Below are 18,273 nucleotides of genomic sequence, written 5' to 3' on the forward strand. Positions count from 1 at the left end.
GCTCTCTCCAGCCGCCCTGCTTCGATGCCACCCGCGCGAAACGATCTAAAATTTCGTGCTGGTCAATCGTTTTGTAACATTGAACCCAAGATACGTCAATATGCCTGACATAAATTTCGCGACTTCCTCTCACGACGCCGCCGAGCCCAAGCCGGCCGCAGACGACGGAGGCAATTTGCGCTGGGATATCATCGAGCTACTGTTCTTCGCCTATCGCGACTTCGTCGGCGATCCCGACCAGGAGCTGGAGGCTTTCGGCTTCGGCCGCGCCCACCACCGGGTCATGCACTTCGTCTACCGCTATCCCGGCCTCAAGGTCGCCGATCTGCTCGACGTCCTGCGCATCACCAAGCAATCGCTCGGCCGCGTGCTCAAGCAGCTGCTGGACGAGGGCTACATCGTACAGAAGACCGGCGACAATGACCGCCGCCAGCGCCTGCTCTACGCGACGCCGAAGGGCGAGGCGCTGGTGCAGAAGCTCGCCGGTCTGCAGACCACGCGGATCACCAAGGCGCTCGCCGAAATGGGTCCGCAGGATGCGGAAACCGTCAAGCGCTTCCTGCGCGCGATGATTGATCGCGACGATCCGGACAAGGTGCTCGAGACGATCTTCGCTTCCGTCAACCACGACGCCAAGGAGTGACCGTGACGCTCGCTGCCACTCTCGCCCGCCCGCCAGCGCGTCCGGCCGATGACGCGCCGCATCTGCTGCTCGTCGACGACGACCGCCGCATCCGCGATCTGCTCTCGCGCTTCCTCGCCGCCGAGGGCTACCGCGTCACCACCGCCGCGAGCGCCGGCGATGCACGCTCGAAACTGCTGGGCCTGCATTTCGACCTCTTGATCCTCGACGTGATGATGCCCGGCGAGACCGGCTTCGATCTCGCCCGCTTCATCCGGACATCCTCCTCCGTGCCGATCGTGATGCTGACGGCACGACACGAGGCGGAAGCGCGCATCGAGGGCCTGCAGATCGGCGCCGACGACTACGTGGCGAAACCGTTCGAGCCGCGCGAGCTGGCGCTGCGCATCAACAACATCCTCAAGCGCGCCGCGCCGCCGCCGCAGGCCACGGCGGTGGAGAAGATCGCGTTCGGTCCCTACGTCTATCATCTCGATCGCGGTGAACTGCGCCAGGGCGAGGAGGTCATCCACCTCACCGACCGCGAGCGCGAGATGCTGCGCATCCTCTCGGAGACGCCGGGCGAGACCGTGCCGCGCAGTGCGCTGACCGGCAACGGCAGCGTCAACGAGCGCGCCGTCGACGTGCAGATCAACCGCCTCAGGCGCAAGATCGAGACAGACCCCGCCAATCCGCTGTTCCTCCAGGCGGTGCGCGGCATCGGCTACCGGCTGGTAGCCTCGCCATAAATCAGTGAAGCGCGACCGATGAGCACGATCGATACCGGCCTGACGCTGCTCCGAAGCGCCGCCGGCCGCGTCTCCGCCGTCAACGGCTGGATGGGCAACGCGTTCAAGGGGTGGATGCCGACCGGCCTCTACGCCCGCGCGCTGCTCATCATGATTGTGCCGATGGTGGTGCTGCAATCGGTCGTGGCCTTCGTGTTCATGGAGCGGCACTGGAATACGGTGACGCGCCGACTGTCGGCCGCCGTGGTGCAGGACATCGCCGCGCTGATCGACGTCTACAAGGGGTATCCGCAAGACCGGGATCGCGAGCAGATCCGCCGCATCGCCCAGCAGCGCCTCGGCCTCGTCGTCGATTTCCTGCCCGCCGGCGACATGCCGCCGCCGGGACCAAAGCCGTTCTTCTCGCTACTCGACCAGACGCTGTCGGTGCAGCTCGGCCGCCAGATCGGGCGCTCGTTCTGGATTGACACGGTCGGCCGCTCCAATCTCGTCGAGATCCGCATCCAGCTCGACGATGCCGTGATGCGCGTGTTCGCGCAGCGCAGCGCCGCCTATGCCTCCAACTCGGAGATATTCCTGTTCTGGATGGTCGGCACCTCCTCGATCCTGCTGATCGTGGCCGTGCTGTTCCTGCGCAACCAGATCAAGCCGATCCTGCGTCTTGCCGACGCCGCCGAAAGCTTCGGCAAGGGCCGCGAAGCGCCGAACTTCCGCCCCAGGGGCGCGCGCGAGGTGCGGCGCGCGGCGGTCGCCTTCCTCGAGATGAAATCGCGCATCGAGCGCACCATGGAGCAGCGCACCGCGATGCTCGCCGGCGTCAGTCACGATCTGCGCACCATCCTGACCCGCTTCAAGCTGGAGCTGGCGCTGATCGGCGACAGCCCCGAGCTCGAGGGCATGCGCAAGGACGTCGACGAAATGTCGATGATGCTGGAGGATTACCTCGCCTTCGCCCGCGGCGATTCCGGCGAGCAGTCGCAGCCGACCGACATGGCGCAGGCGCTCGAGGAGCTGCGCGGCGACGCCGAGCGCCACGGTCACACCGCGACCGTCGCCTTCCACGGCCTGCCCGTCGTGACGGTGAAGCCGGCCTCGTTCAAACGCTGCCTCGCCAATCTCGTCACCAACGCGGCGCGCTACGGCAAGGCCATCGCCATCACCGGCCAGCGCGATCACCGTTATTTGACCGTGACGATCGACGACGACGGCCCCGGCATTCCCGCGCATTTGCGCGAAGAAGTGTTCAAGCCGTTCCTGCGGCTCGACAACGCCCGCAACCAGGATGAAGGCGGCACGGGCCTTGGCCTTGCCATCGCCCGCGACATCGCCCGCTCGCATGGCGGCGACATCACCCTCGGCGACAGTCCGATGGGGGGATTGAGGGCCAGCGTGCGGATACCGGTGTAGCTGCAGCCTCACCTCTCCCCGTAAGAACGGGGCGAGGGAGCGCACCGGTTTCGGGGCAACGCTTACCTACTTCGGCAGCAGCGCCTTCAGCTTATCCATGTCGCGCACGTTCATCTTGAAGCCGCCGGGCATCACGATGTCGCCGGGCTTCTGGTCCGGTTTGCAGGCCCCAAGCCATTTGGCTTGCAGCGTCATGGTGGTATCGCGTCCCGCAGCGCCGGCGACACCGCCTTGTGCGTGCGAGGAGGTCTTCACCGTATAGGCCGAGTTGAAATCGCCCGTGATCTCGGCATGCGAGGTCGTGCTGACGCCGGCGACGCTGCACTCGGAATCGCTGACATAGCCGGTCGCGGTCTTCTTGATCTCCTGCTTGGCGCAAATCTGCTTGGCCATCGGGGAGACGTTGTTGCTCATCTCCTTGTCGACGGTCTCGTCGGTGCAGTGCTGCATGGTCATCTCGGGCACGGGCGAGCCGCTCGTGACCAGCTTCATCTCCCAAAGACCGGCCTTGCGCACCGGCAGGTCGTCGGCAAAGGCACCGCCTGCCGAAACCACGAGGCAAAGGGCCGAGCCGAGCAAAGCGAGTTTGCGCGTCATGTGAAAAGGCTCCCGGCTGAGAGAGTGCGGCGTTACGACAGCGCCTCAGTAGAGCGTGCGGATCGGCTGGTCGGCGGCGCCATACGGCACCCAGCGGCAGGAGAACGAGATGTAACCGCCCTCATAGGCCTGCACCGCCAGGAATTTCACGACCTTGCCATAGCGCGCGCAGTGATCGACCGCGGCCTGCCGGGCGTCGACCTGGGTGGCCATCGAATAGGCGATGATGCCGCCGGTGTCGTTGCCCTTGAACGGCGGCACATAATCGGCGCGCGCCGACTGGCTCGCCATCAGACCCGAGACAACCAGGCTGGCGAGAAGACCCGCGGCCGCAATGATTCGCATTCCCGTCACTCCAATTGGCTGGTCTCCAGTTTACGGTGCCGGAAGGAAAGTGGAAAGAACCCAAGCCCTGCCAACCACGAAGTTGTGGTCAACTCCTGGCGAAGTGTTGCCGCGCTGCACTTGACCTCCCCCGGCCTTCGCGGCACCGTCCAACCTTCGCAAGACTTTAGCTGTCCGGATTGACCATGCGCGCCCCCCTCCTGAAATTGCTCCGCTATGCCGCTGTGCTCGGCCTCATGTTCGGAGCGATGTCGCTCGGTGAGGCCAGGGCCGCCAATCCGCTGGAGCTGAACTTCTGGCTGAGCGGACCGCGCTATGACGGCGCCGTCGCCGATTGCGACAGGGCGCTGCCGACCATCGCCACCCAGTTCTGGGAAAAGGAAAGCACGTTCTGGAATTCCTCGTTGAGGATCACCGGCTTCTCCGCCGTTCGCGAGACCGCATTCCGGCCCTGGCAGTCCGACAACATTCCGCGCCGCTATTGCACCGGCGAGGCCATGCTCAATGACGGCAAGGTGCGCAAGGTGCACTTCTCGATCATCGAGGATGGCGGCTTCGCCGGCTATGGCAACGGCGTCGAATGGTGCGTGGTCGGGCTCGACCGCAACTGGGCCTACAATCCGGCCTGCCGCGCCGCCAAGCCCTGATCGGGAAGCCCTGATTAGGAAGCCCTGATTGGTCGCTCGAGGCGCCGAACGGCGGCCGCCCGAATTTTGTTCTTGAAATGTTCCCATCGCCTGCTAGGCTTCCTCGCACAGTCTAGTTGAGGGGCGTCGCCATGTTTCATTCCAGATTGCATTTGTTTTCCCGTCTCGTGATCTCCCTGACCCTTGCCGCCGGACTGGCCTTGCTCGCCGGCAGCGCAAACGCCCAGGACAAGCGGCAGAACGCGCCCGGCGAATTCGACTTCTATGTGCTGTCGCTATCGTGGTCGCCCTCGTTCTGCGAGGAGGCGGCTGAGCGTGGCGGCCGCTCGCAGATCCAGTGCAGCGGTCGGCCCTACGCCTTCGTGGTGCATGGGCTGTGGCCGCAATATGAGAACGGCTTCCCGGAATATTGCCAGCGGCCCGCACCGCGCCTGAACCGCAGCATCGTCTCCTCGATGCTCGATTTGATGCCGGCGCCGGGCCTGATCTTTAACGAATGGGATAAGCACGGCACCTGCTCGGGCCTCGAGGGCCGCAGTTATTTCGAGACGATCCGCAAGGCGCGCGCTGCGATCAAGATCCCGACCGAATATCTCGATTTGCCGCAGGCCAAGTCCGTGGCGCCGGCGGAGGTCGAGGAAGCCTTCATCAAGGCCAATCCGGGACTGAGCAATGCCGCCGTCTCGGTCACCTGCAACCGGACGCGGCTGTCCGAGGTCCGTATCTGCCTCAGCAAGGACCTGCAATTCCGCGCTTGCGACGAGATCGAACGCCGCACCTGCCGCCGCGACCAGGTCACCATGCCGCCGATCAGGGGTGGATAGGCCGACTTCTCAGACCGTCATTCCGGGGCCGCGAAGCGCGAAGAATCCATTGTCCCGCATAGCCGGTGGCGAAATGGATTCCGGGCTCGGTGCTGCGCACCGCCCCGGAGAATGACGGCAGTTACTTTCATCGCGCGATGTCGTAACTCTCCGCCATGAATTACCGTCACGCCTTCCACGCCGGCAACTTCGCCGATGTCATCAAGCACATCGTGCTGGCGCGCATCATCACCTATCTGCAGGACAAGCCGGGGGCGTTCCGCGTCATCGACACCCATGCCGGCGCCGGCCTCTACGATCTCGACAGCGACGAGGCGCGCCGGGGCGGCGAATGGCTGACCGGCATCGCGCGGCTGATGCAGGCACGCCTGTCGAACGAGACCCTGGCGCTGGTACAACCCTATCTCGATGTCGTCCGCGCCTTCAATCCGAAGGGTGAGCTCAAAGCCTATCCGGGCTCGCCGTTGATTGCGCGCGGCCTGCTCCGGCCGCAAGACCGACTCGTCGCCTGCGAGCTCGAGCCGAAGGCGCGGAAAGCGCTGATCGCCGTGCTGCGCCGCGACGAACAGGCGCGCGTGGTCGACCTCGACGGCTGGGTGGCGCTGCCGGCCTTCGTGCCGCCGAAGGAGCGGCGCGGCCTCGTGCTGATCGATCCGCCCTTCGAGGCCAAGGACGAGTTCGAGCGGCTGGGCGAAGCCTTCTCCACCGCCTTCGCGAAATGGCCGACCGGCATCTACGTCATTTGGTATCCCGCCAAGAACCGGCGCGCCACCGACACACTGGTCCAAACGGTGGCGCGGCTCGCAGCTGCAGCAAAGCCGCCGGGAAATTGTCTGCGCCTCGAGTTCAGCGTCGCGCCTCAGCTCGATGGCGGGGCTCTCGCCTCCACCGGGCTCCTGATCGTCAATCCGCCCTACACGCTGCAGGGCGAGCTCAAGACGATCCTGCCCGAGCTGGAAATGCCGCTCGGCCAAGGTGGTGCTGCCAGATTCCGATTGGAGGTGCCCAAGCCCTAGAGCCAAGAAGCCGTAACACTCCGGCATTCTTGGGAAAAATATGCAGGAGCGGTAGTCAATCTGCAGAGAACCGTATTATGCTGTTTCCGTGACTGGCTTTACGTTCCGCTTCCGCGAATGGTTGCGGCGGAGTGAAGGCCTAAGAAAGATCCGGCCGGACCGCCAGCGGTCCGCCCAAGGATGGCCAGCTCCCGGGCTTCGTAACGCCCGGTCATGCCGTGACGTGAGTCTGCGTCGCGGCGGAGGAGCAATGAGGGGGAGTTTCCCGATGGCCATGACGGGAACGGTCAAGTTTTTCAACGGCGAACGCGGCTACGGTTTCATCAAGCCTGACGACGGCGGCCGCGACGTATTCGTACATATTACTGCTGTGGAGCGAGCCGGACTGAAGGACCTTGCGGAAGGACAGCGTATTACTTTCGAAGTCGAACCCGACAAGAAGGGGAAGGGACCGAAGGCGGTCAATCTGGTCATCCTGTCCTAGCGGGCCTGACGCACAACATTCGGCGCAATACTTGGCGCAAAGAATACCTGGCGCAAAAAATTCCCGGCCGCGAGCGGCCGGGAGGTTGTGGTCCGGTATTTTCTTCTTCAGCTATCAGAAACGATAGTTCACGCCTGCGCGCACAACGCTGGCGCTATAGCCGTTTGACACCCCTGTAATTGCGAACTGTGTCGTCGACAGATCGATGTAGAGATATTCCAGCTTGGCGCTCCAGTTGGGGGCCAGACCGACTTCCGCACCGGCGCCGATGGTCCAGCCGGCGGTGGTGTGCGATTCCGTCCAGCCGAAGGTCTGCGCACGCAGCTCGCCGAAGGCGAGGCCGGCGGTGCCATAGAACAGCACGTTGCTGAAGGCATAGCCGGCGCGGCCGCGCAGGGTGCCGAACCACGGATTGGAGAATTTCCACGGTGCGAAGGTATCGTCGGCACCGGCGGCCTGGATGTCGCCCTCGACGCCGAACACAAACGGGCCATTCTGGAAGTTGTAACCGGCCTGCACGCCGCCGACGAAGCCCGACGGCTTCGAGGGGTTGTTGTCCACCGAGCCCCATTCATAGCCAATGTTGCCGCCGAGATAGGGGCCTGCCCAGCTATACGCGTTGAGCGGCTGGTTGACGGTATAGGGCGCGCGCTGACCGTAATTCATGTCGGCGGCCTCCGCCGAAGCTGTCCAGCCGGCGGCAACCAACGCGGCTGCGCCCACAACGAGCCTCTTCATCACACACTCCAACGCAACTGCCGTCACCGGTGCGGCGCCCGCGCCGCCGCGCCAGGCAAACCGCATGGTTACGGAACCACGACCTTTTCGCGTAAGATTTATCGAGAGTTTTAAGTTAAAGGGCTGTTAAGCCGGGTTACCGCGCTGTTAACAGGCTTAAGCAAGCGTTACCGGGAACTGCGCCGCCATCCTGTGCGTGCCGCACGGCCGGAACTTCAAATCGGCACCCCCAGCGCCTAAATTCGCTCCATGGTTCACGATTCCACCGACAATCCGGACGACCGCGCGCCCAAACCCGTGCGTGGCACCGCGCCGGACGTCCCAGCCGAGACGCCTCCGGATCTCGATCCCGCCACCAGCGGCGGCGATGACGAGGACGATGCGCGGCTGCCCGATATCCTGGAAGAGAGCGGCGCCGTCGGCGAAGGCCCGCTGGCGTCCGGCCATGAGGCGATCGAGCGCGCGGTCCGGCTCGCCCCGACCTCGCCCGGCGTCTATCGCATGCTCAATGCGAATGCCGACGTGCTCTATGTCGGCAAGGCCAAGAACGTCAAAAAGCGCCTCTCCAACTATGCCCGCCAGAATGCGCCACAGCCGGCCCGCATCCTGCGCATGATCGCGGCCACGGTGACCGTGGAGATCGTCTCGACCAACACCGAGACCGAGGCGTTGCTGCTGGAAGCCAACCTCATCAAGCAGCTGCGGCCGCGCTTCAACGTGCAGCTGCGCGACGACAAATCGTTTCCCTACATCCTGATCACCGGTGACCATTGGGCGCCGCAGATCCTGAAACATCGCGGCGCGCAGAGCCGGCCCGGGCGCTATTTCGGTCCGTTCGCCTCCGCCGGCGCGGTCAACCGCACCATCACGGCGCTGCAGCGCGCCTTCCTGATCCGCTCCTGCACGGATTCCTTCTTCGAGAGCCGCAGCCGGCCCTGCCTGCTCTACCAGATCCGCCGCTGCGCCGGCCCCTGCACCCGCGAGATCGACTTTCCCGGCTATACGACCCTGGTGCGCGAGGCGAGCGACTTCCTGTCCGGCAAGAGCCATGCGGTGAAGCAGGAGCTTGCGGGCGAGATGGAGAAGGCGTCCGGTGAGCTCGAGTTCGAGCGCGCCGCACTCTACCGTGACCGCCTCGCCGCTTTGTCGGCGATCCAGTCGCAGCAGGGCATCAATCCGCGCACCGTCGAGGAAGCCGACGTGTTCGCCATCCATCAGGAGGGCGGCTTCTCCTGCGTCGAGGTGTTCTTCTTCCGCACCGGCCAGAACTGGGGCAACCGGGCCTATTTTCCGCGCGCGGAGAAGACGTACACCCCCGAAGAGGTGCTCGGCTCCTTCCTCGCCCAGTTCTACGACGACAAGCCGCCGCCGAGGAACATCCTGCTCTCGCACGAGATCGAGGAGAGCGAGCTGCTCGCCAATGCGCTCTCGATCAAGGCCGGCCACAAGATCGAGGTCGCCGCGCCCAAGCGCGGCGAGAAGAAGGAACTCGTCGCCCACGCGCTGACCAATGCGCGCGAGGCCCTCGGCCGCAAGCTCGCGGACACCGCCACGCAAAGCCGCCTGCTCGACGCCATCGCCACGACGCTGAGCCTGCCGCATTCGCCCAAGCGCATCGAGGTCTACGACAACAGCCACATCCAGGGCACCAATGCGGTCGGCGCCATGATCGTCGCCGGCCCCGACGGTTTCGTGAAGAACCAGTACCGCAAGTTCAACATCAAGTCGGAAGGGATCACGCCGGGCGACGACTTCGCCATGATGCGCGAGGTGCTGGAGCGGCGCTTCAAGCGCCTGATCAATCCGCCCGAGGAAGGGGCGGCCAAAGCCAAGGACGACGATTTCCCGCAATGGCCCGATCTCGTCATCATCGACGGCGGCCGCGGCCAGCTCAACGCCGTGCGCGAGATCTTTGCAAATCTCGGCCTGACCCAGGTGTCGCTGATGTCGGTCGCCAAGGGACCGGACCGGGATGCCGGCCGCGAGACCCTGTTCATGCCGGAGCGTGAGGCGATCAAGCTGGAGCCGCGCGATCCCGTGCTCTATTTCATCCAGCGGCTGCGCGACGAGGCCCACCGCTTCGTCATCGGCTCCCACCGCAAGCTGCGCAAGAAGGATATCCGCGAGGCTGGTTTGCAGGAAATTCCGGGCATCGGCCCGTCACGCAAACGTGCCTTGCTGCATCATTTCGGAACCCTGAAGGAGATCGAACGGGCCTCGATCGCCGATCTCGGCAAGGTTCCGGGGGTCAGTGCCGAGAGCGCGCGCAGGATTTTCGAGTATTTCCATCCCCAGCCGGGATGAATTAAAGGGGGACCGCAGTCATATGATCGTCGTGTCCGCACCTCATTTGGTGCGCGGGACGGTTGACGTTCAGGCAGCAGCGGTATTGGTAGGACGGATGAACATCGCCACCACACGAGGGACGACCAGCCGCGCGATGTCCCTCCCCAACATCCTGACCTATGGCCGGATCGCCGCGATCCCGGTTGTCGTCGGATGCATCTATGCGCAGTCGATTCTGGATCAGCCGCTCTGGCTGCGTTGGGTGGCGGTGGCCCTCTTCATCGCGGCCGCGGTCACCGATTACCTCGACGGCTATTACGCGCGGATCTGGAATCAGCAATCGGCGTTCGGCCGGATGCTCGACCCGATCGCCGACAAGCTGCTGGTCGCCTCGTGCCTGCTGATGCTGGCCGCCGACGGCATCATCCACGGCTGGTCGCTCTGGGCCGCCATCGTCATCCTGTGCCGCGAGATCCTGGTCTCGGGCCTGCGCGAATACCTCGCCGCGCTCAGGGTCAGCGTGCCCGTGACCAAGCTTGCGAAGTGGAAGACCACGGTCCAGCTGGTCGCCATCGGCTTCCTGCTCGCGGGACCTGCCGGCGACGAGGTGGTGCCCGTCGTCTCGATGATTGGCCTCGCGCTGCTGTGGGCCTCGGCGATCGTGACTATCTACACCGGCTACGATTATTTCCGCGCCGGCATCCATCACCTCATCAAGGAGGACGAGGGATGAAGGTGAAATATTTCGCCTGGGTGCGCGAGCGCGTCGGCAAGGCGGAGGAGACCATCGAGCCGCCGGCGACCGTGCGCACCGTCGAGGAGCTGATCGCCTGGCTGTCCGGCCAGAGCGAGGCCTATGCCTACGCATTCGAGAAGCCGAAGGTGATCCGCACCGCGATCGACCATGCCCATGTCAAATCGGATGCCGCGATCGCGGGCGCCCGCGAGATCGCGTTCTTCCCGCCGATGACCGGCGGTTAGGCCATGTCTTCCCCTGTCGCCAGCTGCCCCGTCACCATCCGTATTCAAGAAGACGATTTCGACATCGCGCGCGAGATCGCGGTCCTGACCAAGAGCCGGACCGACATCGGCGCGGTCGTGAGCTTCTCCGGCATCTGCCGCGCGGACGATGACAGCGCCAAGGTCGCCGCGCTCACGCTCGAGCACTATCCTGGCATGGCCGAGGAAGAGATCAGGCGTCATGCCGACGAGGCGACCTCGCGCTGGCCGCTGAACGGCGTCACCGTGATCCATCGCGTCGGCCGCTTCATGCCGGGCCAGAACATCGTGCTGGTGCTGACCGCCTCGCAGCACCGCCAGGCCGCATTCCATGCCGCCGAGTTCCTGATGGACTACCTCAAGACCAGTGCCCCGTTCTGGAAGAAGGAAGAGAGCGAAGCCGGCACCGGCTGGGTCGAGGCCCACGCCGGTGACGACGAGGCCGCCGCGCGCTGGACCCGATCCTGATGGCAAAAGCATCCAAAAAGACCGTCGGCGGCCGCGCCGCGCCCAAGCTCGCCAAAGTCGGCCCGGGCGATCTTCTCACGCTGCTCGATTTCGTCCGCTACGGGGTGAGCCGCTTTGTCGAAGCCGAGCTCGCCTTTGCGCACGGGACGACCGATCCGATTGCCGAAGCAGCCTTCCTGGTGAGCGAAGCGCTGCATCTCAATCCCGAGCAGTTCGAGATTTTTGCCAACGCACGGGTCACGGCGGCGGAGGGCAAGACCATCCTCGACCTCGTCCATCAACGCGTCACCACGCGCAAGCCGGCCGCCTATCTGGTCAACAAGATCTACATGCGCGGCCTGCCCTTCTATGTCGACGAGCGCGTCATCGTTCCACGCTCCTTCATCGGCGAGCTCCTGGAGTCGCATTTCGGCGGCGAAGGCAATGCTGGAGCGCTGATCGACGACCCTACGGGCGTCGAGCGCGTGCTCGATCTCTGCACGGGATCGGGATGCCTCGCCATCCTCGCCGCGCATCATTTCCCGAACGCCGCCGTCGATGCCGTCGACATCTCCAAGGGCGCGTTCGAGGTCGCCACGCGCAATGTCGGCGAATACGGGCTCGAGGACCGGATCAGCCTGTATCGCGGCGATCTGTTCGCCCCGCTCGGCGATGCGCGTTACGACCTGATCATCACCAACCCGCCCTATGTCGACGCAGAAGGCATGGCCGCACTGCCGCCTGAGTGCCGGGCCGAACCCAAGCTCGCGTTCGACGGCGGCGCCGACGGCCTCGACGTGGTCCGCCGCATCCTGGCTGAGGCGCCCGATCACCTCACCCCGGACGGCGGACTGATCTGCGAGATCGGCCGCGGCCGGGAATTGGTCGACGAGGCCTTTCCGGAACTGCCGCTGCTCTGGCTCGACACCGAGGACTCCGAGGGCGAGGTGTTCTGGATCGCGGCCGCCGATCTCGCCTGATTCACCAAACGGACGGAGCTCCGTCGGAACAAGTCAAATTCCGCCACGTTCATCCCCCGAACGAATTTTCTCGCTCTCGGAGGATGTCCGCATGCTCGCGCCATCGGGCGAATTGCTGCGCGCCGGCATGGCGCTGAAACTCAACCACCTCAAGCGCGCCGCGCAATCCTATTTGCGTGACCGCACCAGCCAGGCCACCGGGCGCGCGACGTCCTACGCGGTCGCGGCCGGTCTGTTCGCGGTGGCCGGGCTGTTCGTGATCGCGACCTTCTTCGTCGGCCTGATCGCCCTCTACCGCTGGGTTGCAATCACCTACGGACAATTCTGGGGCTTTGGTGCCGTCGCCGCCGTGCTGCTGGTGCTCGCCGCGGTTTGCGCCGGCGTCGCCATGGCGATGATGAAGCGGCCGACCAAGCAGATCGTACCGCTCGCCAGCCGGATGCGCGTTGCGATCGCCTCCCCTCGGATTCCGCGCGGAACGGTCAAGCAGGCGGTGAAGGAGGTCGCGACGACGATTCCCCTGGTGCCGCTCGCGCCGGGCGAGCGCGGCCATGGCAGAAGGGCCTCACCCGTTCGCACCAACCGGCCCGTGCAGCTTGGCCTGATGCTCGCGGCGATTGGGCTGGCGGGGTTTACGGCGGCGCGCCGCAGACGTCACGGTCAAAGATTGGACGCTTGAATGCTGCTGCGGCGCTCCGAACAGCTCGACTCCTGGCTGCTGGTGGCGGCGACGGCCGTCTTCGTGCTGACGGCGGAGCGCTACTTTCAGGACAGGGACCTGGTCCCATCGGGGCCGCCGCAAGACCATCGCAAAGGCGAGGCGAATTCTCCGGAGACGCACCCCGCGCGCGCGGCCGTGCAGCCCGGCCATGGCCGCCGCGCCAAGAGCCCGCTTGAGATCCCCTGGAAGGGCTGGAAGGATATCTTCTGGCGGACCTATCAGCGCATCGACGAGGATCGCCTTCTGGCGACAGCGGGCGGCGTCGTGTTCTTTGGGCTGCTCGCGATCTTTCCGGCGGTTACGGCGCTGGTTTCCTCCTACGGCCTGTTCGCCGATCCTAAGACGATCAGCGCCAATTTGCAGATGCTCGCGACGATGCTCCCTGAGGGCTCGTTCCAGATCGTCGAGGATCAGGTGGCGCGCGTGGTCTCGCATGGCAGTACCACACTCGGTGCGACGTTCCTGTTCGGCCTTGTGCTGGCGATCTGGAGCGCCAATGCGGGCGTCAAGGCGATCTTCGATGCACTCAACGTCGCTTATGAGGAGCGCGAGAAGCGCAGCTTCATCAAGCTTAATATGGTATCTCTGGCCTTCACGGTCGGCGGCATCGTGGCGCTGCTGGTGATGGTGGGGCTCGTCGTTGCCTTCCCGCTGGCGCTCAATCATCTCGGCATGGCGCCCGAAAGCAAGCTGATCGTGGCGCTGGCACGATGGCCGCTCATGTTCCTCGTCCTGCTGGTGGCGCTTGCCATCCTCTACCGCTTCGCGCCCAGCCGCGATGCGCCGCGCTGGCAATGGCTCAGCCTCGGCGCGGTGATTGCCGCCATTCTCTGGATCGCCGGCTCGGCGCTGCTCTCCTGGTACCTCTCCGAGTTTGCCAACTACAATGCGACCTACGGCTCCCTCGGCGCCGCAATCGGCCTGATGACCTGGATGTGGATGTCGGCGATCGTCATCATGTTCGGCGCCGAGCTGAATTCGGAGATCGAACGGCAGACGCTGAAGGACACGACCGAAGGGCCATCCAAGCCGCTCGGCACCCGCGACGCCGTCTCGGCCGACACGGTCGGAGCCGCCGCGCCAGCCTGACCGCGCCCGGGAACGGGCTGCTATCCCCTCGAATCAACAATGATGCTAAGCTCATACGGCCTAGGGGGAGCATGAGGCGTGACGGGTTCGCACAGTGACCCGTGTTTTCCCGGGTGAGGCAGTCAGCTCTTTGAGGCGTAACGCGCGGCATGATTCGCATTTCGACGATCTTCATCGCCATCTGCATGGTACTGGTCGCGGCCTCGCTCGGGCTTGTGCTCTACGCCGTCGCCGGCATCAGCGGAACCGAATCCGCGATCGTGGCCCTGACCGCGCTGACCTTCCTGATCCTCTACAACGCGGTGTCGATGCGGCTGCGCGACCGCAGCGACGTCGGCGGCCAGATCGCCGATTTGTCGCGCGGCACCGCCGATCTGGCCCGCCAGGTGGCGGAGTTCGGCCGCCGGTTAGCCGCGATCGAGGGACGCATCGCCTCGTCCAATTCGACCAACTCCGACCGCATCCAGTCGGTGGTCGGCGAGATCAACGAGCTCGGCGGATTGGTCAGGCAGCTCGCCACCACCGTATCGACCCACGAGGATCTGTTGGCCGGCCATGCGCCAGCGCCGGCTCCCGTTCCCGCTCCGATCGCCAGGCTGGAGCCGGAGGCGCCGATCGACCTGATTGCGCCGTTCGAGGAGCGGCCGGCGGCCCCTCCCCCGTTGCCCGCACCGCCGTCACGACCGGCACCGGCGATCCAGAGCCAGGCCGCCAATCCGGTTCCGGCAGTCACCGGGCGCAACCAGACCCAGCTGCTGGCGACGCTGCGCAACGCGATCGACGAAAACCGCATCGACATCTTCCTGCAGCCGATGGTGACGCTGCCGCAACGCAAGGTGCGGTTCTACGAGGCGGTGACGCGCCTGCGTGACGAGCGCGACCAGCTGATCGCCGCCGAGGAGTTCATCAGCATCGCGGAAGCGTCCGGGCTGATCGGTCGCATCGACAACATGGTGATGCTGCGCTGTGTGCAGGTGCTGCGGCGCCTGATGGTGCGCAACAAGGACGTCGGCGTGTTCTGCAACGTCGCGGCCTCCACGCTCGGTAATTCCACCACCTTCGCGCAATGCCTCGACTTCCTCGAAGCCAACCGGGCGCTGGCGCCCTCGCTGGTGCTGGAGTTCAAGCAATCGACCTTCCGCAGTCTCGGCCCGGCCGAGACCGAGAATCTCGCGGCGCTCGCTCAGCGCGGCTTCCGTTTCTCGATCGACCATGTCACCGATTTGCGCATCGAGCCGCGCGAGCTGGCCGACCGCGGGGTGCGCTTCATCAAGGTGCCGGCCACGCTGCTGCTCGACCCCAGGCAGGCCTCGGCCTCGGACATCCATCCCTCCGACCTCTCCGACCTGCTCGGCCGCTTCGGCATCGACCTGATCGCGGAGCGGATCGAAGGCGAGCGCGCGGTCGTGGACCTGCTCGACTATGACGTGCGGTTCGGCCAGGGGTTCCTGTTCGCGCCGCCCCGGCCATTGCGGCCTGAGGGGGCATCTGCTACCGGCGGGGCCTCGCCGAACCAGGCGCAGGACATTCAGGGATCCAATGGCTCCGCTCCCCCCAGCCAAGGTACGAAATCTGGCGCGACACCTGGCGCAACGTCAACCGCTCCTCCGGCGCAACGCATCACCGGCAACGCGGCGCTCGCGCGCCGCATCTGATCGGCGCTGCGCATCATGACCACGCTGCATTTCGCCGAAAGCCTGCGCGAGCTCGTGGGCGGTGTCGATGTCGTGCTCAGCGACATCTGGGGCGTGGTCCATAACGGTCTCGAATCCTTCCCCGAGGCCTGCGAGGCGCTGCACACTTATCGCAGCCGCGGGGGTACGGTGATCCTGATCACCAACGCACCGCGCCCGGCCGATAGCGTGCAGCGGCAATTGCGCAAGCTCGGCGTCGCCGACGAGACCTATGACGCGATCGTGTCTTCGGGCGACCTGACCCGGCTCTATGTCGCCGAGCATCCCGGCCGCAAGATGTTCTGGCTCGGCCCCGAGCGCGACAACTCGATCTATCGCGGCCTCGATGCGAAAACCGCGCCGCTGGAGGAAGCCGACTACATTGTCTGCACCGGCCTCTATGACGACGAGACCGAAACGGCGGAAGACTATCGCGGCATGATGCTGAAGGCGCGCGAGCGCAAGCTGACGCTGGTCTGCGCCAACCCCGACATCGTGGTGGAACGCGGCGACCGGCTGATCTATTGCGCCGGCGCCATCGCGGAGCTCTATCGCGAGCTCGGCGGCGAGGTGATCTTCTACGGCAAGCCGCACCGTCCGATCTACGAGCGCGCGATGGCACTCGCCGGCGAACGCCAGGGCCACCCGATCGACCGGAAGAAAGTGCTGGCGATCGGCGATTCCGTCCGCACCGACTTAACCGGCGCGCGCGAATTCGGCATCGACTGCCTGTTCGTGACCCGCGGCATCCATGCCGAGGAGTTCGAGGGTCTCGACCAGCTCGACCCGGCATCGGTGATGGAATTGTTCGGCCACCCGCCGAAGGCGCTGATGCGCGAACTGAAGTGGTGATTTTCTAGCTCCGTCATTCCGGGGCAGTGCGCAGCACTGAACCCGGAATCTCGAGGTTCTCAGGTGCAATCGCGCACCATAGTTCGCCCCTTCGGGCGCCCCGGAACGACGGTAACGCCAAATGCCCGGGACAAGCCCGGGCATGACGATCTCTTTTGAAAGCTGTGTTTGGATCAGGCGGCGCTTTACGCGCTCGCCATGTCCGGGAAGACCGCCTCGATCTTGGTCTTCAGCGTCGCCGCGTTGAACGGCTTGACGATGTAGTTGTTCACGCCGGCCTTCTTGGCTGCGATCACGTTCTCGGTCTTGGATTCCGCGGTGATCATGATGAAGGGCGTGGTGGCGAGGTTCGGATCCGCGCGCACTTCGCGCAGCAGGTCGTAACCCGTCATCGGCTCCATGTTCCAGTCGGAGATCACGAGCCCGTATTTCTTGCCGCGCATCTTGTTCAGTGCTGCCGAACCGTCGCTGGCATCATCAATGTTCTCGAAGCCAAGCTGCTTCAGCAGATTCCTGATGATACGGATCATGGTGCTGTAGTCATCCACCACCAGAACCGGCATCGACAAATCAACCGCCATCTCGACTCCCCCAACACAAACGCAGGAATATTACGATCGGACCTGCCCAAGCCGGAGCCCGGCAGTTCCACGCTCAAGGACTAGCACCAAGGCGTTAAACAGCGCGTTAATTGGGGACGCCTCCCAAGAACTGAAATCGCGTTCGATGCGGCCGCCCCCTCCCGCTTGACTTCATCCGGCCGGTCGCGCCACGGTCCCGGCCGGTCCTGCCGGTTTGAGAATTCCCCTGATGGCTCCGCATTTTACCATTATCCGCGACACCACGCCGGTCTCCGCTATTCCAAGGGGTGCCGTGGTTGCCATGGGCAATTTCGACGGGGTTCATCTCGGCCACCGCGCCGTGATCGCCGCAGCCCTGGAAATGGGCCGGGCGCAGGGCCGCCCTGCGCTGGCATTGACCTTCGAGCCGCATCCGCGGCGGTTTTTCAGCCCCAACACCCCTCAATTCCGTCTGACGGACGAGCGGGCCAAGTTGCGGCTTCTGGCCGGCACCGGGCTTGCCGGCGCCGTGGTCATGACCTTCGACAAGGCCCGTGCCGGAACCAGCGCGCAAGATTTCATTCACCATGACCTGATCGGGCGGCTCGGCGTCAGCGGGATCGCGGTCGGCTATGACTTCCATTTCGGCAAAGGACGCGTCGGCTCGCCGAGCCTTCTGGTCAACGAAGCGCCCCGGCTCGGCATCGAGGTCGACGTGCAGCCCCATGTCGATATCGACGAGCGGCCGGTGTCCTCCAGCGCGATCCGGATCGCACTCGCCGAAGGCCAGCTGGACGAGGCCACCACCATGCTGAGCGCACCCTGGTTCGTCACTGGCGAGGTGATTCACGGCGAGAAGCGCGGCCGCGATCTCGGCTACCCCACCGCCAATATCCGCCTCGACGCCAATTGCGGACTGAAGCACGGCATCTATGCGGTGCGGGTCGGTCGCGGCAGTGAGCGGCTGGACGGGGTGGCGAGCTTCGGCCGCCGCCCGACCTTTGATAATGGCGCTCCCCTCCTCGAGATCTTCCTGTTCGACTTCAAGGGCGACCTCTACGGGCAGGCTCTGGACTGCGCCTTCGTCGGCTTCATTCGCGAGGAGCTGAAATTCGACAGTCTGGAGGCCTTGATCCGGCAGATGGACGACGATTCCGCCCGTGCCCGCGCCATCCTGGCGGCCGCCCCGGACGCGTTTCCGCGGCTCGGCACCATCGATTGAGCCCGAACCCGGCTT

At 65.0% G+C, this 18,273-nt stretch carries 21 protein-coding genes; 17 read left to right on the top strand and 4 right to left on the bottom strand.

Annotated elements, in window-relative coordinates; translation table 11 throughout:
- Positions 1 to 100 precede the first annotated feature (100 nt).
- Genes XI03_RS18135 through XI03_RS18145 form a run of 3 tightly spaced genes read left to right on the top strand, consistent with a single transcriptional unit; the run spans position 101 to position 2,778 of the window.
- Entirely contained in the window at positions 101 to 643 is a 543-nt protein-coding gene (locus XI03_RS18135; RefSeq protein ID WP_028140157.1) for a MarR family winged helix-turn-helix transcriptional regulator, read from the top strand.
- Positions 640 to 1,371: a response regulator gene (locus XI03_RS18140; RefSeq protein WP_028140156.1), complete on the top strand. Its 732-nt coding sequence runs from the start codon at positions 640 to 642 to the stop codon at positions 1,369 to 1,371. Before XI03_RS18135 ends, XI03_RS18140 begins: the two co-directional genes overlap by 4 nt.
- A gap of 18 nt (positions 1,372 to 1,389) precedes the next feature.
- Positions 1,390 to 2,778 (top strand): ATP-binding protein, encoded by a 1,389-nt coding sequence (locus XI03_RS18145; RefSeq protein WP_028140155.1) that lies wholly within the window; start codon positions 1,390 to 1,392, stop codon positions 2,776 to 2,778.
- Between the two features lie 66 nt (positions 2,779 to 2,844).
- On the opposite strand, the gene XI03_RS18150 is transcribed toward XI03_RS18145, so the two are convergent.
- Both XI03_RS18150 and XI03_RS18155 read right to left on the bottom strand, forming a co-directional pair.
- Positions 2,845 to 3,375 carry a DUF3617 domain-containing protein gene (locus XI03_RS18150; protein WP_028140154.1) on the bottom strand — a complete coding sequence of 177 codons (531 nt, stop codon included), beginning with the start codon at positions 3,373 to 3,375 and terminating at the stop codon, positions 2,845 to 2,847.
- A gap of 45 nt (positions 3,376 to 3,420) precedes the next feature.
- Positions 3,421 to 3,720: a hypothetical protein gene (locus XI03_RS18155; protein WP_028140153.1), complete on the bottom strand. Its 300-nt coding sequence runs from the start codon at positions 3,718 to 3,720 to the stop codon at positions 3,421 to 3,423.
- A gap of 185 nt (positions 3,721 to 3,905) precedes the next feature.
- On the opposite strand from XI03_RS18155, the gene XI03_RS18160 reads away from it, so the two are divergent.
- The 4 genes from XI03_RS18160 (at position 3,906) to XI03_RS18175 (ending at position 6,691) form a co-directional block, all read left to right on the top strand.
- Positions 3,906 to 4,367 (top strand): hypothetical protein, encoded by a 462-nt coding sequence (locus XI03_RS18160; protein ID WP_028140152.1) that lies wholly within the window; start codon positions 3,906 to 3,908, stop codon positions 4,365 to 4,367.
- 131 nt (positions 4,368 to 4,498) lie between these two features.
- Positions 4,499 to 5,191: a ribonuclease T2 gene (locus XI03_RS18165; protein WP_271592849.1), complete on the top strand. Its 693-nt coding sequence runs from the start codon at positions 4,499 to 4,501 to the stop codon at positions 5,189 to 5,191.
- Between the two features lie 155 nt (positions 5,192 to 5,346).
- The gene (locus XI03_RS18170) at positions 5,347 to 6,207 is read left to right on the top strand and encodes a 23S rRNA (adenine(2030)-N(6))-methyltransferase RlmJ (protein WP_271592850.1); all 861 of its coding nucleotides are present in this window, start codon (positions 5,347 to 5,349) and stop codon (positions 6,205 to 6,207) included.
- 268 nt (positions 6,208 to 6,475) lie between these two features.
- A complete protein-coding gene (locus XI03_RS18175) occupies positions 6,476 to 6,691 on the top strand; it encodes a cold-shock protein (protein WP_008544396.1) in 216 nt (71 codons plus the stop codon).
- A 114-nt stretch (positions 6,692 to 6,805) separates the two neighbouring features.
- On the opposite strand, the gene XI03_RS18180 is transcribed toward XI03_RS18175, so the two are convergent.
- The gene (locus tag XI03_RS18180; RefSeq protein WP_028140149.1) at positions 6,806 to 7,429 is read right to left on the bottom strand and encodes an outer membrane protein; all 624 of its coding nucleotides are present in this window, start codon (positions 7,427 to 7,429) and stop codon (positions 6,806 to 6,808) included.
- Between the two features lie 249 nt (positions 7,430 to 7,678).
- Between XI03_RS18180 and uvrC the strand changes: the two genes are divergently transcribed.
- The 9 genes from uvrC (at position 7,679) to XI03_RS18225 (ending at position 16,476) form a co-directional block, all read left to right on the top strand.
- Positions 7,679 to 9,733, top strand: a complete 2,055-nt coding sequence (uvrC, locus tag XI03_RS18185; RefSeq protein WP_271592851.1) for an excinuclease ABC subunit UvrC — start codon at positions 7,679 to 7,681, stop codon at positions 9,731 to 9,733.
- A gap of 97 nt (positions 9,734 to 9,830) precedes the next feature.
- Positions 9,831 to 10,448 carry a CDP-diacylglycerol--glycerol-3-phosphate 3-phosphatidyltransferase gene (gene pgsA, locus XI03_RS18190; protein WP_018318354.1) on the top strand — a complete coding sequence of 206 codons (618 nt, stop codon included), beginning with the start codon at positions 9,831 to 9,833 and terminating at the stop codon, positions 10,446 to 10,448.
- The gene (gene moaD, locus XI03_RS18195; protein ID WP_018318355.1) at positions 10,445 to 10,696 is read left to right on the top strand and encodes a molybdopterin converting factor subunit 1; all 252 of its coding nucleotides are present in this window, start codon (positions 10,445 to 10,447) and stop codon (positions 10,694 to 10,696) included. The genes pgsA and moaD overlap by 4 nt, the downstream gene beginning before the upstream one ends.
- Positions 10,697 to 10,699: 3 nt before the next feature.
- Positions 10,700 to 11,182 carry a molybdenum cofactor biosynthesis protein MoaE gene (locus XI03_RS18200; protein WP_271592852.1) on the top strand — a complete coding sequence of 161 codons (483 nt, stop codon included), beginning with the start codon at positions 10,700 to 10,702 and terminating at the stop codon, positions 11,180 to 11,182.
- Positions 11,182 to 12,141: a 50S ribosomal protein L3 N(5)-glutamine methyltransferase gene (prmB, locus tag XI03_RS18205; RefSeq protein WP_271592853.1), complete on the top strand. Its 960-nt coding sequence runs from the start codon at positions 11,182 to 11,184 to the stop codon at positions 12,139 to 12,141. Before XI03_RS18200 ends, prmB begins: the two co-directional genes overlap by 1 nt.
- Positions 12,142 to 12,232: 91 nt before the next feature.
- Positions 12,233 to 12,820 (top strand): hypothetical protein, encoded by a 588-nt coding sequence (locus tag XI03_RS18210; RefSeq protein WP_028140145.1) that lies wholly within the window; start codon positions 12,233 to 12,235, stop codon positions 12,818 to 12,820.
- Positions 12,821 to 13,951 carry a YihY/virulence factor BrkB family protein gene (locus XI03_RS18215; protein WP_271592854.1) on the top strand — a complete coding sequence of 377 codons (1,131 nt, stop codon included), beginning with the start codon at positions 12,821 to 12,823 and terminating at the stop codon, positions 13,949 to 13,951.
- A 149-nt stretch (positions 13,952 to 14,100) separates the two neighbouring features.
- Positions 14,101 to 15,606: an EAL domain-containing protein gene (locus XI03_RS18220; RefSeq protein ID WP_271592855.1), complete on the top strand. Its 1,506-nt coding sequence runs from the start codon at positions 14,101 to 14,103 to the stop codon at positions 15,604 to 15,606.
- Between the two features lie 15 nt (positions 15,607 to 15,621).
- Positions 15,622 to 16,476 (top strand): TIGR01459 family HAD-type hydrolase, encoded by an 855-nt coding sequence (locus tag XI03_RS18225; protein WP_028140142.1) that lies wholly within the window; start codon positions 15,622 to 15,624, stop codon positions 16,474 to 16,476.
- 185 nt (positions 16,477 to 16,661) lie between these two features.
- On the opposite strand, the gene XI03_RS18230 is transcribed toward XI03_RS18225, so the two are convergent.
- Positions 16,662 to 17,057 carry a response regulator gene (locus XI03_RS18230; RefSeq protein WP_008567674.1) on the bottom strand — a complete coding sequence of 132 codons (396 nt, stop codon included), beginning with the start codon at positions 17,055 to 17,057 and terminating at the stop codon, positions 16,662 to 16,664.
- A 229-nt stretch (positions 17,058 to 17,286) separates the two neighbouring features.
- Between XI03_RS18230 and XI03_RS18235 the strand changes: the two genes are divergently transcribed.
- Positions 17,287 to 18,258, top strand: coding sequence for a bifunctional riboflavin kinase/FAD synthetase (locus XI03_RS18235; protein ID WP_271592856.1), 972 nt, complete (start codon positions 17,287 to 17,289; stop codon positions 18,256 to 18,258).
- Positions 18,259 to 18,273 lie beyond the last annotated feature (15 nt).

It is taken from the genome of Bradyrhizobium sp. CCBAU 65884, assembly GCF_028128835.1.
In the GTDB taxonomy this organism is placed as follows: domain Bacteria; phylum Pseudomonadota; class Alphaproteobacteria; order Rhizobiales; family Xanthobacteraceae; genus Bradyrhizobium; species Bradyrhizobium ottawaense.